Source organism: Blautia sp. AF14-40 (genome assembly GCF_003479665.1).
Classification (GTDB): Bacteria; Bacillota; Clostridia; order Lachnospirales; family Lachnospiraceae; genus Fusicatenibacter; species Fusicatenibacter saccharivorans.
In genome coordinates, this window is the sequence record NZ_QUHK01000005.1 from 128,839 (window position 1) to 144,432 (window position 15,594).

Annotated in this window: 12 protein-coding genes; 7 read left to right on the forward strand and 5 right to left on the reverse strand. The window is 51.6% G+C overall.

The features are described 5' to 3' along the window. Nucleotides 1-138 precede the first annotated feature (138 nt). A complete protein-coding gene (locus tag DWW13_RS05860; protein ID WP_055218598.1) occupies nucleotides 139-1,371 on the forward strand; it encodes an argininosuccinate synthase in 1,233 nt (410 codons plus the stop codon). A 138-nt stretch (nucleotides 1,372-1,509) separates the two neighbouring features. Here the strand turns inward: DWW13_RS05860 and DWW13_RS05865 are convergent, their stop codons facing one another. From DWW13_RS05865 to DWW13_RS05875, 3 genes are read right to left on the reverse strand one after another with little or no spacing between them, the layout of a single operon-like run. After that, nucleotides 1,510-3,327, reverse strand: coding sequence for an N-acetylmuramoyl-L-alanine amidase (locus tag DWW13_RS05865; protein WP_118719532.1), 1,818 nt, complete (start codon nucleotides 3,325-3,327; stop codon nucleotides 1,510-1,512). Nucleotides 3,328-3,342: 15 nt separating this feature from the next. Then, nucleotides 3,343-4,527 carry an iron-containing alcohol dehydrogenase gene (locus tag DWW13_RS05870; RefSeq protein ID WP_118719598.1) on the reverse strand — a complete coding sequence of 395 codons (1,185 nt, stop codon included), beginning with the start codon at nucleotides 4,525-4,527 and terminating at the stop codon, nucleotides 3,343-3,345. Nucleotides 4,528-4,550: 23 nt separating this feature from the next. Further along, nucleotides 4,551-5,390 (reverse strand): carbon-nitrogen hydrolase family protein, encoded by an 840-nt coding sequence (locus DWW13_RS05875; protein WP_118719534.1) that lies wholly within the window; start codon nucleotides 5,388-5,390, stop codon nucleotides 4,551-4,553. Nucleotides 5,391-6,184: 794 nt separating this feature from the next. Here DWW13_RS05875 and DWW13_RS05880 point away from each other — a divergent pair. The 6 genes from DWW13_RS05880 to DWW13_RS05905 all read left to right on the forward strand — a co-directional run bounded on the left by DWW13_RS05880 (nucleotide 6,185) and on the right by DWW13_RS05905 (nucleotide 13,175). Continuing rightward, complete coding sequence (locus DWW13_RS05880; protein ID WP_118719536.1) at nucleotides 6,185-7,948, forward strand: ABC transporter ATP-binding protein; 1,764 nt, start codon at nucleotides 6,185-6,187, stop codon at nucleotides 7,946-7,948. A 67-nt stretch (nucleotides 7,949-8,015) separates the two neighbouring features. Further along, a complete protein-coding gene (locus DWW13_RS05885) occupies nucleotides 8,016-9,800 on the forward strand; it encodes an ABC transporter ATP-binding protein (protein ID WP_117761029.1) in 1,785 nt (594 codons plus the stop codon). Nucleotides 9,801-10,041: 241 nt separating this feature from the next. After that, entirely contained in the window at nucleotides 10,042-11,079 is a 1,038-nt protein-coding gene (locus tag DWW13_RS05890; RefSeq protein ID WP_118719600.1) for a metal ABC transporter substrate-binding protein, read from the forward strand. Further along, entirely contained in the window at nucleotides 11,079-11,786 is a 708-nt protein-coding gene (locus DWW13_RS05895) for a metal ABC transporter ATP-binding protein (protein ID WP_118719538.1), read from the forward strand. The genes DWW13_RS05890 and DWW13_RS05895 overlap by 1 nt, the downstream gene beginning before the upstream one ends. Beyond that, nucleotides 11,783-12,607 (forward strand): metal ABC transporter permease, encoded by an 825-nt coding sequence (locus DWW13_RS05900; protein ID WP_118697446.1) that lies wholly within the window; start codon nucleotides 11,783-11,785, stop codon nucleotides 12,605-12,607. Before DWW13_RS05895 ends, DWW13_RS05900 begins: the two co-directional genes overlap by 4 nt. A gap of 43 nt (nucleotides 12,608-12,650) precedes the next feature. Then, nucleotides 12,651-13,175, forward strand: a complete 525-nt coding sequence (locus DWW13_RS05905) for a VanZ family protein (RefSeq protein ID WP_117509519.1) — start codon at nucleotides 12,651-12,653, stop codon at nucleotides 13,173-13,175. A 97-nt stretch (nucleotides 13,176-13,272) separates the two neighbouring features. Here the strand turns inward: DWW13_RS05905 and DWW13_RS05910 are convergent, their stop codons facing one another. Together DWW13_RS05910 and guaB are read right to left on the reverse strand one after the other, a co-directional pair. Next, nucleotides 13,273-13,983: a peptidoglycan recognition protein family protein gene (locus DWW13_RS05910; protein ID WP_118719540.1), complete on the reverse strand. Its 711-nt coding sequence runs from the start codon at nucleotides 13,981-13,983 to the stop codon at nucleotides 13,273-13,275. Nucleotides 13,984-14,084: 101 nt separating this feature from the next. Beyond that, on the reverse strand, nucleotides 14,085-15,542 hold the full coding sequence (gene guaB, locus DWW13_RS05915) for an IMP dehydrogenase (RefSeq protein ID WP_055218584.1): 1,458 nt from the start codon (nucleotides 15,540-15,542) through the stop codon (nucleotides 14,085-14,087). Nucleotides 15,543-15,594 lie beyond the last annotated feature (52 nt).

The window sequence follows — 15,594 nt, forward strand, 5'->3', positions numbered from 1 at the left end:
CACCTCAAATGTATATTATGCAAGTTTTTTTTGAATTTCTGAAAAAAAGCTTGCATAATCCTGTCGTATGATGTATATTTTAGTCATTGACGATGCACCGCGCATATAGGTGCACGAGAAATCCAAGGAGGATCTTACATTATGAAAGAAAAAGTTGTACTTGCCTATTCCGGCGGACTTGATACTACTGCCATTATTCCGTGGCTGAAAGAGACCTTTGACTACGAAGTAATCTGTTGCTGCATCGACTGCGGCCAGGGAAACGAGCTGGTTGGCCTCGATGAGAGAGCAAAACTTTCCGGCGCTTCCAAATTATATATCGAAAACGTTATCGACGAGTTCAGTGAAGACTTCATCATGCCGTGCGTAAAAGCAGGCGCTGTTTATGAGAACAAATACCTGCTCGGTACTTCCATGGCACGTCCGGTTATCGCAAAGAAACTCGTTGAGATCGCAAGAAAAGAAGGTGCTGTTGCCATCTGCCACGGCGCTACCGGTAAAGGAAATGACCAGATCCGTTTCGAGCTCGGCATCAAAGCCCTTGCTCCGGATATCAAAGTAATCGCTCCTTGGAGAATGACCGATGTATGGACCATGCAGTCCCGTGAAGACGAGCTGGCTTACTGTAAAGCACACGGCATCGACCTTCCGTTTGATGCAAACCACAGCTACAGCCGTGACCGTAACCTGTGGCACATCAGCCATGAGGGACTTGAGCTTGAGGATCCGTCCAACGAGCCGAACTACGACGATCTTCTCGTACTGACCACTCCTCCGGAAAAAGCTCCGGACGAAGGCGAGTACGTAACCATGACCTTTGAGGCCGGCGTTCCGAAGACCTTAAACGGAAAAGAAATGAAAGTTTCTGAAATCATCACCGAGCTGAACAAGCTGGGTGGAAAACACGGCATCGGTATTGTTGATATCGTTGAGAACCGTGTTGTCGGCATGAAATCCCGCGGTGTTTATGAGACTCCTGGCGGAACCATCCTGATGGCTGCACATGAGCAGTTAGAGGAGCTGATTCTCGACCGTGAGACCCTGAAAACAAAGAAAGATCTCGGAAACCTGCTTGCTGAGGTTGTTTACGAAGGAAAATGGTACACTCCTCTGCGCGAGGCAATCCAGGCATTCGTTGATGTAACCCAGAAATACGTAACAGGCGAAGTAAAATTCAAACTGTTCAAAGGCAACATCATCAAAGCCGGCGAGTCTTCTCCGTACAGCCTGTACAATGAGTCTCTTGCTTCCTTCACCACCGGCGATCTCTACGATCACCACGATGCAGACGGATTCATCACACTGTTCGGTCTGCCGCTGAAGGTTCGTGCGATGAAAATGCAGGAGCTGGAGAAAAACAACAACAAATAAGATCTGATCCTATGGATTCCCAAAAGAAAGCGGACTCGCTCCGCTTTCTTTTTTTGCATGCAAAAAGGACCCGCCCATTTCAGGCAGGTCCCTTTGTTGCCAGGCATATCAATAATTGGTCCAGTGGACCAATTTTGATTATTCGTAATATGCGTCGATTCCGTCCGCAATTCCCTGTGCCATCTTGTTTCGGTAATCCTCGGTTGCCATCAAACGGTCCTCGGAAGGATTGCTCATGAAGCCAAGCTCAATGATCGTGACCGGAATGGTACTCCAGTTGATGCCGCTCATGGAATCGGTGTAAATCACATCGCGGTTCTTCGCACCGGTGTCTTTGCAGAATGCTGCGATCATCTTCTGGGAGAGCTTCTGGCTCTTGCTGACCACATCACCGGAAAGATACGTATTTCTGCTGCTCGGTGCCATCGTGAGTGCTCCGTAAACCGACTGGTTCGAATCTCCGTTCGCGTGTACACGCACGAGAATGTCTGCTCCGTTCTGCGCGGCAAGTTTTGCACGCTCGGAGTTGCTGATATTGACGTCGTGCGTCTCGCGGATCATGTAAACATCGTAGCCGCGCTCCTCAAGGATATCGCGTACCTTTAAAGATACCGCAAGGTTCAGCTCATACTCATTGATGCCGGTTGCCACACCGCATGTTCCGGAAGCAACCTTCGCCTTATAGGTCGATGATCCCGGTCCGATCGGCTCTTTCTCGCTGTTTCCTCTTCTCTGGTGTCCTGCGTCGATTGCCACGCAGATATTTTTGCTGTTCCGGCGGACACCGTTTTTATCAACGTAATAGCCGTCGATGTAGGTATCCTTATAGATGCCTCCCCAGCTTCGGAAGTAATACGTTTTTCCGTCCACTTCCTGCCAGCCGTTCTTGTAAATACCGCCCCAGCTCCGGAAGTAATACGTTGCGCCTTTGATCGTTACCCACTGGCTCTTATACATGCCGCCCCAGCTCTGCAGGTAATACCAGTTATTATCATACCACAGCCATTCACTGTGCATCATTTTGCCGTCCTGCCTCAGATAATACCAGTTCTTGTCATACAGCAGCCAGCCTTCCCCTTTTGGGGTTCCGTTGCTGTCCATGTAATACCAGTCACTGCCCTTGGCCGCCCAGGCGTTCACGCGCATGCCGCCCCAGCTTTCAAAGTAATAATCAACGCCGTCAATCGTCTGCCAGCCGGTACTCATCACACCGTCTGCGTCTACATGGTACGTTCTTTTATCATGCACAAACCACTGATTCGTTCTGAGGCTTCCGTCCTCATTCAGATAGTACCATGTTCCGCCGACTTTTTTCCAGCCCTGGAATCCGGCTCCGCCCCAGCTCTCGAAGTAGTAGAGCGTTCCGTCAATCTTCTGCAGTCCGGTGCTCATCACACCGTTTTCATCTACATGGTATGTTCTCTTGTCGTGAACGAACCATTCATTCGTTTTGACGCTTCCGTCCTCGTTCAGATAGTACCATGCCCCGCCGACTTTTTTCCAGCCCTGGAAACCGGCTCCGCCCCAGCTCTCAAAATAATAGAGCTTTCCGTTGACCATCGAAAGACCCGTGCACATGATTTCGTCTGCATTCAGATAATATCTCCGGTTCAGATGGGTGATCCACTCGCTGGCGGCCATCGTGCCGTCCTCTTTTCTGTATTTCCAGCTTCCGTCCTCCTGTTTCACCCAGCCGGCAGGAAGTTTCTCCTCCGGCTCCTGTTCGTTGTCCTCACCTGGAATCGTAACAGCCGGCGTCTCGTTTTCCGAAGTACCGCTCTGCTCCTGCGCTGCCGCTTCCTCATCCGAATTCTGCTCGGAACTTTCCGTCTCATCCTGCTGCCAGGTTACGGCCGTGCCGTCATTTTCTGCTGCGCTTACCCTTGCCGGAAGCGCCCAGCCTCCTGCCGCAACGGCCGCTGCGATCAGCAGTGCTGCGATTTTCTTTTTTGCCATCTGGTTTTCCTCCTTTTATCGCGCCATCTGGTAAATCTCATATACTTCCTGTGCGCCCAGCTTGCGGATGCGGGACAGTTTTACGGTGTCCTGCTGTGTTGCATCCATGGAAAGGGCACGCAGATCCTCATCCGACGGGTTCAGAATATCAAGCTCATGCAGGGAGGTCGGCATGCCGAGCGAATGGAAGAACGCTACTGTGCGCTCAATGCCTTCCGTTGCCCGTTTGTGATCGCTTCCCTCTGTGATGCCCCAGACTTTTTCTGCAAACCGTGCAAACCGCCAGAGAACCGTCTCCTCATCGTACTGGTATTTCGCCCAGGCACCCCAGACTGCCGCCAGGGATGCGCCGTGTGCTACATCATATTTTGCACTTAACGCATGGCCAAATTTATGTACCGAAAAATCTTTGCCGCGTCCGCACTCCGTCAGTCCATTGTGTGACAGGCTTCCGCACCACATGATTTCCGCCATCGCATTGTAATCGGATGGGTTTTCCAGAACCTTCGGTCCGTTTTTGATTACGGTACGGAGGAGTCCCTCTGCAATCTCGTCCGTCATCTCGCACTGGCTCTCCGGAATGAAATAGCGCTCCATCGTGTGCATCATGATGTCGGTTACTCCGCAGGCAATCTGGTATTTCGGCAGGGTTGCTGCCAGCTCCGGGTTCATGATGGCAAATTTGCAGCGGTTGAACGGCGTGTTGATGCCGGCCTTTTTGCCGATTGCCTCGTTTGTCAGAACGGCTGAATCGCTCATCTCGCTTCCGGCTGCCGGTATCGTCAGAACCGCTCCTACCGGGAGAGATTTTGTCAGCGGTACTTTTTTCGTCCAGATATCCCAGAGTGCCTCCTCCGGATTTGCAGCTCCATGCGCAACGGCTTTTGCGGTGTCAATTGAGCTTCCGCCGCCGACGGCAAGAATAAAGTCTGCCTGCATTTCCACTGCTTTTTTCACACCCTCCTCGGCAAGGGCAAGTCTCGGGTTTGGTTTTACGCCGCCAAGCTCTTCAAAGGCAAGGCCCTCTTTTGCAAGAGATGCTTCCACTCGTTCCAGAAGACCGCTCCGTTTTGCACTTCCGCCTCCGTAAACGACGAGCACCTTTGTGCCGCCCCATTTCTTTACCTCAGCGCCTGCCTGGTTTTCGGTCTCTTTTCCGAACACGACTTCCGTCGGGGTATACTGTATAAACTGATCCATCTTCTTATTTCCTCCCTGCATTTTTATTCTTCATAAATCCGTACGTTTCCCGAGCTTACACGGTAAAGATCGTCTCTCCTGTTTTCCAGAGACGGGATTTCATTTCTTGTCCGCTCCAGCACTTCCGGATCCAGCTCTGCGATGAGTACCTGCGGGGTATCATCTGCCTCCGCAAGAATTTCGCCGTCCGGCGCAATGATCATGGAATGGCCGTACGCCTCAAACCGCGCTTTCTGGCCGCACTGGTTGGCGGCGAGCACGTAGCATCCGTTTTCAATGGCGCGCGTGCGCAGCAGTACTTCCCAGTGGCGCTCTCCCGTTGCTTTCGTAAAATCCGCCGCTATCAGAAATGCATCGGCTCCGGAGGATGCCATCAGCCGGTACTGTTCCGGAAAGCGGATATCGTAGCAGATGCTCATGCCGAACAGGCCAAGCGCCGTGTCCGCAAGAACAATTTCATTTCCCGGGCAGATCTCGTGTGATTCTTCGTAGGAGACACTGCCCGGAATATTTACGTCAAACATATGTATTTTGCTGTATTCTGCAATCGTTTCTCCATCTGGTCCGAACAGAAACGACGTGTTGGACGGACGCCCCGGATGGCGCCGTACCGTCATGCTGCCGCAGTGCAGATAGACACCGTACCGTTTGGCAAGGCTGGAAAACCGGCGGCTTACGTAGCCCGGCACTGCACTTGCGTGGCCCGGCATGTCTGCTCCCGTGTATTCTGCGGTCTCCGGGAAAAGAATCAGCTTCGCTCCCTGTTCCGCCGCCTCCCGCACATACTGCTCGGCCATACGCATATTTTCATTCATATCCGGCCCAGAATCCATCTGCACCAGGCCTGCAATTATTTTTTCCATCTTTTTGTCCCCTCGTTTCACATGTTATCTTGTGATTTTTCCGCTTATACTCTCGTTTATTATATCGTTACAGTTCACAGATACCTGCGAACTGTAACATTCGCAGCCCTCATTGAAAGTTTTGCTACGCAAAAGGAGGGCTGCTCACACCTGAATCACTTTCTTACGCAGCGAAACAGCAAGTGTTTCACTGCTGATTGAACAGTAATATTATATCTCATATTCCCCAAAACAGCTACCCAAATTCGCAATTTTCATACCTTTTGCAGCTTTTATTTTTTAATTTTTGAAAATAACAATTGACAAATCCGGAAAACAGGAGTAGCTTAGAATCATAAGCTGTCGTGTTCGATCAGATGCGGCAGAAAAAATCATGAAAGGAGAACACCACTTATGATCAATCTTATTTATGCATCCAGCGTAAAACAGAATAAACTTCGTATGGCGATCAAACCAGGTGGCTGCCCTTCTTTCGAAATTCTTTGTAAGCATTAACTCTGCATAACAAATCTCTATGCATTCTTTATGCCTGCTATTTCGCACAGAAGGCGCGGTACGTCGATACTGCGGCTTTTTTTATTGCTATAAACAGTACGAAACCGTTCTTTCCGGCTTCGCTCCGTTTCCGGCAGGCAGATTCCGCGGTCTTCTTACCGCATCGATTCCCTTCTTTTATATACAAACGCAGCCTTCGCTTTCGTTTCCCGTTGTTCCGTTCCCACACTTACGGAGCTTTTGAAAGCCTATGTTCTGCCAGACACCCAAACGACATCAATGAGGAGGTTTTAACATTCATGAAGAAAAATCCAATCGGTAAGTACCTGCTCCAGAACTGGTACTACTACGTTTTCGCTTTTGGTTCCATGGCCTTAAGTGTCTTTCTCGATATGCTCGCGCCACTTGTCACGCTGCACATCGTGGATGACGTGCTGGTCGGTCACAAAATGGAACTGCTCTGGAAATACCTTGCCGCCTTTCTTCTGATCGGTGCCGCAAAAGCCCTGTTTCAGTACATCAAAGAATTTTTATTCGATGTCAGCAGCGTCCGCGTCGCCAGCCAGATGAGGGACAACCTGTTCCGCCACGTCCAGCGGCTTTCGGTGGAATACTTTGACAAAAACAATACCGGCGAACTCCTCGCCCGCGTGCGCGATGACGTCGACCGGATCTGGGATATCCTCGGCTTTGCCGGCATGCTGATCTTAGAAGGCCTGATCTGTATCATGATGGCAATGGTCAGTATGGTCAAACTGGATCTGCCGCTGACACTCGTCTCCGTGGCGATCCTTCCTTTCGTCGCAGGCATCGCAATCCGCCTCGAAAAAGAACTCGACCGTGTCTACGATGCGATCAGTGAGGAAAACGCCGTCATGAATACCGTTGCACAGGAAAATCTCGCCGGTGTCCGCACCGTCAAATCCTTTGCACGGGAACCGTATGAGATCAAAAAATTCCGGAAACACAATCAGAAATACTGCGATCTCAACATGGATCAGGCGCGCGTCCTGATGAAATACGATCCCGCCATCTCGTTTCTTACGAAGCTGATGCGCGTGCTCGTCCTTCTCGCGGGCGGCTACGGTGTCATCCACGGACGCATTACGCTCGGTGTTTTAACGGCCTTTATGGAGTACACCTCCAAGATCACCTGGCCGATCGAAAACGTCGGCTGGCTCGGCAACTGCTTCGCTTCTGCGATTGCTTCCAACAAGAAGCTGAACAAAATTCTCGCAGAGGAGCCGCAGATCGCAGAACCGGAAAATCCGGTGGAGCTTTCAAAACTTCCGGGTGACCTGGAATTCCATCACGTCGATTTCTCCCTGCATGACACACCGATTCTGCAGGATATCGACTTTACCTTAAAGCAGGGCCACACACTCGGCATCATGGGTATGACGGGTTCCGGAAAAACAACCATCGTCAATCTGCTCGAGCGTTTTTACGATGTCACCAACGGTTCCATCTGTCTCGACGGCCACGATATCCGCACCCTGCCGCTGCGCACCGTGCGCGATACTTCTTCCGTCGTCATGCAGGACGTCTTCCTGTTCTCAGACACGATTTCTGAGAATGTCCGCCTCGGCAGCCGCAGCACAATGAAATCCGAAGAGGTACATAACGCCGTCTCCGCTGCGTGTGCTTCCGAGTTCGTCGACCACCTTTCCGATCAGTACGAAACCGTCATCGGCGAGCGCGGCATGGGACTTTCCGGCGGTCAGAAGCAGCGTCTTTCCATCGCACGCGCCCTGGCAAAACAGGCTCCGATCCTCGTACTGGATGATTCCACCTCGGCGCTCGATATGGAGACCGAATACGAAATCCAGAGCCATCTCGCCGAGAAAAAAGATGTTTCCAAGATCATCATTGCCCATCGCATTTCTTCGGTGCAGAGTGCCGATGAGATCCTGTATCTCGATCACGGACGCATCGCCGAGCGCGGCACGCATGAGAGTCTGATGGCACAGAAAGGCCTGTACTACTCCACCTGGGAGGCTCAGTACGGTGATTACCATAAAGCAAAGGCAGCCCTCGAGCAGGCACTTCCTGCCAATGCTTAATTCAATTTAATTTGTTACCCGACAACTTCTGTATTTACTTACCCGTTAAGAGAGGAACAATACGATTATGGCTATCAATTCCAGTAAAGTAGATGAAGAGCAGAAAGAGGTCTTAAAGAGCGCGACCATCCGCCGCCTCTTCTCCTACTTAAAAAATTATAAACGCCAGGTTGCCGTTGTTCTCGTGGTTCTCGCCGTTACCATTGCGATTTCCACTGTGAACCCACTGCTCCTGGAGTACGCCATCGACGTCAATATTGCGCAGAAAGACTGGCGCGGGCTTGTTGCCCTCTGCGTATTCATGGTTGTGATCAACCTGGTTTACGCGGCCGGTGTCCGCCTGCGGATGCTTCTGATGGCGCGCATTACCAACAACATTCTTCTGGAAATCCGTGACGAGCTCTACACGCATATCCAGACCTTAAGCTTCAGCTTTTTCGATACCCGTCCGGCCGGAAAGATTCTGGCGCGCATCATCGGCGATGTCAACTCGTTAAAGGATGTGCTGAACGACGGTGTCACAAAGCTGATTCCGAACATTCTCACGATCATCGCTATTCTGGTGATCATGATGATCAAAAACATCTGGCTCTCCTTAAGTGCGATTCTCGTGCTGCCGCTGATCGCTATCGGCATGTATTTTATTCAGATCGTCGCACACAAGAGATGGCAGACGTTCCGGAAAAAATCTTCCAATGTTACGGCGTATATCCACGAGGACTTCTCCGGTATCCGCATCATCAAGAGCTTTACCGCAGAGCAGGAATCGCAGGGCGAGTTTGACCGGCTTCTTCTTGAGCATCAGAACTCCTTTATCCATGCGGTCCGCCTGGCGGATGGTTTTTCCGCTGTGATCGAGGTGACCTGGGGCATCGGAACGTTTCTTCTGTATTTTATCGGTATTTCCGTGCTCGGCGTGGATGCCGTTCCGATCGGTACGTTCACGGCGTTTGCGATGTATCTGACGATGTTCTGGGATCCGATCCAGAACCTGGCCGGTTTTTACAACAAGCTGATCACGAACCTTTCCGCTGCGGAGCGAATCTTTGAGATCCTCGACACACCGGCGGAGGTTGCCGACAAGCCTGGCGTCACAGAACTGCCGCCGATCAAAGGAGAAGTAACATTCGACCACGTCAGCTTTGCCTACTCCGATGATCCGGACACGCTGGTTTTAAAAGATGTCAGCTTTACAGCGGCTCCCGGTGAGACGATCGCACTCGTCGGCCCGACCGGCGCTGGAAAGACGACCATTGTCAATCTGATCAGCCGTTTCTACAATATTACTTCGGGAACGGTCCGCGTCGACGGCCACAGCCTGACGGATGTCTCCATCAACAGCCTGCGTGCCCAGATGGGCGTTATGACCCAGGACAACTTTCTCTTCTCCGGCACGATTCGCGACAACATTGCGTATGGAAAGCTCGATGCCACGGAGGAAGAAATCATTGCCGCCGCAAAGGCCGTGCATGCCCATGACTTTATCATAGAACTGCCGGACGGCTACGACACCGAGATCAGCGAGCGCGGTGCCCGTCTTTCCAACGGCCAGCGCCAGCTTCTCGCCTTTGCCAGAACGATGGTGTCTGATCCGCGGATTCTGATTCTCGACGAGGCGACGTCCAGCATCGACACACAGACAGAAATTCAGGTGCAGCAGGGAATCGAAAGCCTGTTGAAGGGCCGTACCTCGTTCATCATTGCGCACCGTCTTTCTACTATTAAAAATGCGGACCGGATTTTCGTGATCGACCACGGAAAGATTTTCGAGCAAGGAACCCACGACGAACTGATGGCAAAGCAGGGCGCGTACTACCAGCTCTACCAGGCACAGTTCCGCCGGGTATCGTAATCCGGTTTCACAAAACGTATCAAATATCTGCAAAAAGCTGCTTCCCCGCTTCTGGCGGACGCAGCTTTTTGTGTCTTTCCTTGACAAATGAATCACCCCTGCTATATGATGGTAACTGATCTTTTTTCGGAGGGGTACACTCTCCGTCTGCCGCTTCCCACTCCTGCGGCATTTGTTACTGAACGGTCTGATACGGAGCTTTTTCACAATGCTTCCGTATTTTCTTTCAGAAAGGAGTATCATGACGTTTTTTCCCAGAAAACATTTACGCCTTCTCCTCCTTCCTGCGCTCCTTCTTCTGACGGGCTGCGCAGGTTCCGCAAAGGAGACGGCGGATTCCACAGAGAACGAAAAGCTCTCCGCCGTGGCGACCATTTTTCCGCAGTACGATTTTCTGCGTGCCATCGGCGGCGATCACCTCGATCTCCACATGCTGCTTTCCCCGGGCGCAGAAAGCCACTCATTTGAGCCGACACCGGGCGATATGATCACAGTTTCCGAATGCGATCTCTTCGTCTACGTCGGCGGCGATTCCGATGCCTGGGTGGAAACGATTCTCGATTCCGTCGATACCTCGAACAAAGAAGTCGTCACGCTGATGGACTGCGTCGACACCGTTGCCGAGGAAACGGTCGAGGGAATGGAGACCCACGGCCACGCACACGATCATGAGGACGAGGATACGGACCACGACGAGGATTCCCACGATCACGACGAGGATTCCCACGATCACGAAGACGAATCCCACGGCGAACAGGACGAGCACGTCTGGACTTCACCGAAAAATGCAATGCGGATTGTCCAGAAGCTCTGCGATGCGCTCTGCCGCCTCGACCCGGAAAACGCGGACGATTATCAGGCAAACACTGCTTCATACCTCGCTTCGCTTACCTCCCTCGATGAGGAATTTTCCGATGTCACAGCGAATGCCAGCCGCCACACCATCGTTTTCGGCGACCGTTTTCCGTTCCGCTATTTCGCGGACGCCTACGGCCTCGACTATTACGCGGCATTCCCCGGCTGCTCCTCGGAATCCGAGGCGAGTGCCAAAACACTTTCTTTTTTAATTGACAAGATCAACAAAGAGCAGATTCCTGTCGTCTTCCACACCGAGCTGTCCAACGAAAAAATGACGGACTGCATCTGTGAGGCGACCGGCGCGAAAAAGCTGCTGCTTCACTCCTGTCACAACGTATCCAAAGATGATTTCGAAAACGGCGCCACGTATCTTTCCCTGATGGAACAGAATGTCGCCGCACTAAAGGAGGCTCTGAACTAATGGCTCTACTTACCTGCAGTGATGTCACCTTCTCCTACGAGGGCATCCCGGTCCTGACCGATGTCAACTTTGCCCTGGAAGCCGGCTCCTACCTCTGTATTGTGGGCGAGAACGGTTCCGGAAAAAGTACTCTGGTCAAGGGACTGCTTCACTTAAAAAATCCGTCCACCGGCTCGATCACAACCGGCGACGGGCTTCATCCAAGCGAGATCGGCTATCTGCCGCAGCAGACCGCCGCACAAAAGGATTTCCCGGCGAGCGTCTGGGAAGTCGTGCTGTCCGGCCGGCAGAACCACCCGCATTTCCCGCCGTTTTACACAAAGGCAGACAAAGAGGACGCGCTCCGCAATATGGAGCTTCTCGACCTCCTTCCATTAAAGAAACGATGCTACCGTGATCTCTCCGGCGGCCAGCAGCAGCGTGTGCTTCTCGCTCGTGCGCTTTGCGCCACAAAGAAACTGCTGCTCCTCGACGAGCCGGTCACTGGCCTTGACCCGGTCATGACAAACGAAATGTACCAGCTCATCCGCCGCATCAACCGCGAGCAGAACGTTACGATCATCATGGTTTCCCACGATATCCGCAATATTCTGCCGGACGCAACGCACATTCTCCAGCTCGACCAGAAGCAGGTCTTCTTCGGTCCGACGAACGAGTATCTGAAAACCGAGGCTGGAAAACAGTTTTTAGGAGGTGCCGACTTATGATTTCGAATCTGCTGAAAATGCTTTCTTATCCGTTTATGCAGCGTGCCCTTGTGGTCGGTATTCTCGTCTCGTTGTGCGCCGCACTGCTTGGCGTCAGCCTCGTGTTAAAGCGCTACTCCATGATCGGCGACGGCCTCTCCCATGTCGGATTCGGCTCTCTTGCGATTGCAACGGCACTCGGTTTTGCTCCGCTTGCCTTCACAATCCCTGTCGTCGTGCTTGCCGCCTTTCTGCTGCTCCGCATGAACGAATCCAGCAAGATCAAAGGCGACGCCGCCATCGGTCTGATTTCAAGCTCTGCGCTTGCGATCGGTGTCATCACGGTTTCGTGGTCGAGCGGCATGAACACCGATGTCAACAACTACATGTTCGGAAGCATCCTTGCGATGAGTGATGAGGACGTCGTTCTCTCCGTGGTGCTCTCCATCGTCGTGCTGCTCCTGTTCGTCCTGTATTACAACCGTATTTTTGCCGTCACTTTCGACGAGACATTTGCCAAAGCAACCGGTGTCCGCGCAGAGGTTTACAACATGCTGCTGGCATTCTTAACCGCCATCACCACCGTCCTCGGCATGCGCATGATGGGCGCGCTTCTGATCTCCAGCCTGCTGATTTTCCCGGCACTGACCTCGATGCGTCTCTGCCATACCTTCCAGAGCGTGGTGATCTGCTCTGCGGTTCTCTCGGTGGTGTGCTTCCTTCTTGGCATGTCCCTCTCGTTTTTCCTGTCCTCCCCTGCCGGAGCGACGGTCGTAATCGTGAACCTGCTGGCATTCCTGATCTTTTCTGCGATTGCCGGAATCCGCGAGCATACCGCATAAAAAGTTTCCGATCTGACCTGCTTTGTTTTACTGGAGGTATTTTATGAATCGAATTGTAATTGCACTGTTAAAACCGTTTTCCTTCATCCCGGCGATTCTGATGATGTCGCTGATTTTCTCCTTCTCTTCCCAGAACGGAACGGAATCCTCACAGCTCAGTGAAAAAGTGGCGCGCGGCATTTTCATCACGATCGACCACGTCATGGACCGCGGATGGGATGATGAGAAGATCCAGGAACTGGCTGACGAGTATCAGTACCCGGTACGGAAGCTGGCTCATATGACAGAGTACTGTCTGCTTGCAATCTGTGTTTCGCTTCCGCTCTACGTCTACGGCCTGCGCGGCTTCGCGCTCACATTTCTTGCCGGCATCCTCTGTGTCGCCTTTGCCGCGAGCGATGAGTTCCACCAGACGATGGTCGCCAACCGCGGCCCGTCGGTAAAGGACGTCGGCATCGACAGCATCGGCGTTCTCTTCGGCATCACGTTTGTACGGCTGTTCTGCTGGATTGCACTCGGCGGAAATACGAAAAAAAGAAAGCGGCGCAGACGGCGTTACTATTACTAAAAATATTGGATAACAGAAAAATCCCCGTTGGAAAAATCATTTCTCCTGAAACTGATTTTCCCAACGGGGATTTTTTCATTTTTCTTAAAAACAGCTCTTAGGAAAGTGAATCCGCATACGCCTGAATATCTGCCTTCATCTGAATCCAGGCATCCTCATGCTCCACGTAGTACAGAGGGCAAAGCTTTTCGGTTACATCATAGTGACGGATCACATCGTCCGAAGTCAGATTGAACCGCTTGCATAAGAAACCGGCGAGCTGGACCACAGAATTGTATGTCTCATCGGTAAATTCACCGCTGTCATCCGGGTGGCAGCATTCAATCGAGATCGTATCGAAATTACGCTGGTTCGATGCATACGACCATTCACTCGTCGGGATACACTGAACGACTTCTCCCTCGATGCCGACGACGAAATGGCTGCTGGCCTGCGCCTCCTGCGTCTCAGGCAGGTTTTCAAAGTAATCACGGTTCTGCATCGCCGTGCTTCCCGGGTTTGCGGTGTAGTGAATAACGATACCGTCCACCTTTTTCAGCCTCGTCTGCGGTCTGGACCAGCTGTTCGGCGTCAGAAGCTCCACATCAATCGGCGGAGCGCCGGTCCAGTCGGTGATATCGTTGTCCTCATAATCAGAACCGGAATAATCAACGGCCGTGATATCACTTGCCGTTTTTGCCACACGGCGGATGCCGCTGTAAATGCCGACGCAGATCAGCGCCACCAGAACTCCCGTCAGAAACATTCTGCGGTGAAGCTGGCGCTGCCTCTGTTTTCTTGTCGTTTTTCCCCGTCTCTTCTGTGCCATATGTTCTCTCCCCGCTGCAAATAAGCGCTCCCTCATTTGAAAAGGCAGAAGCTGAAAAGTTTCTGCCCTTTCCCCCTTCTGCCTTTTGCGACTTTTTATTCTTATTTATCGTCCACGCTGTAGTTCGGAGCCTCTTTGGTAATGTGGATATCATGCGGATGGGACTCTTTTAAGGATGCTGCAGAAATCTTCACGAATTTTCCAGTCTCCTTTAAGGTCTCAACATCTTTTGCTCCACAGTAGCCCATGCCGGAACGAAGTCCGCCGATCAGCTGGAATACGGTATCCTCTACAAGACCCTTGTATGCCACACGGCCTTCCACACCTTCCGGAACCAGTTTCTTGGCGCCGGTCTGGAAGTAACGGTCTTTGCTTCCGTTCTCCATGGCTGCGATGGATCCCATTCCACGGTATACTTTGTATTTTCTTCCCTGGAACAGTTCGAAATCTCCCGGGCTCTCATCGCATCCTGCGAAGATGCTTCCCATCATGCAGACATTGGCACCGGCTGCGATAGCCTTTGTCATGTCTCCGGAGTACTTGATACCGCCGTCGGCGATGATCGGAGTTCCGGTTTTCTTTGCTTCCGCATAGCAGTCCATAACGGCTGTGATCTGCGGTACACCGATACCTGCAACGACACGGGTCGTACAGATAGAACCAGGTCCGATACCGACTTTAACAGCGTCTGCTCCGGCTGCGATCAGGTCTCTTGTTGCCTCTGCGGTTGCCACGTTTCCGGCGATTACCTGCAGATCCGGATAATGCTCTTTGATGAGACGAAGTGTTTTGAAGATATTTGCGGAATGTCCGTGAGCGGAGTCGATGACGATCACGTCTACGTGTGCTTTTACCAGCGCATCGACACGATCGAGCACGTTTGCCGTGATGCCGACTGCGGCACCGCAGAGCAGACGTCCCTGCTCATCCTTGGCGGACAATGGGTACTTGATGGTTTTCTCGATATCTTTGATGGTGATCAGACCTTTGAGGTTGAAATCGTCATCGACAATCGGAAGTTTTTCTTTTCTGGATTTTGCAAGTATTGCTTTTGCCTCGTCCAGCGTAACGCCTACTTTTGCAGTGATCAGGTTTTCGCTGGTCATGGACTCTTTGATTTTCTTGGTGAAATCAGTTTCAAACTTCAAATCACGGTTTGTAATAATACCAACCAGTTTTCCGTTCTCGGTAATCGGGACACCGGAAATACGGAATTTTGCCATCAGATTATTGGCATCTTCCAGGGTGTGCTCCGGAGACAGATAGAACGGATCGGTGATAACACCGTTCTCAGAACGTTTTACTTTGTCTACTTCTTCTGCCTGCTGCTCAATCGACATATTCTTGTGAATAATACCGATTCCTCCCTGACGTGCCATGGCAATTGCCATACGGTGTTCTGTAACCGTATCCATGCCGGCGCTCATCATCGGGATGTTCAGCTTGATCTTCTTGGTCAGATGCGTAGTCAGATCTACCATGTTTGGGGTTACTTCAGAATACTGCGGAACCAGAAGCACATCATCGAAGGTAATACCATCACCAATAATTGTACCCATTTTCTTATCTTCCTTTCTTCTTAAGTCTTTTTGATTTATCACCTAATTTAAC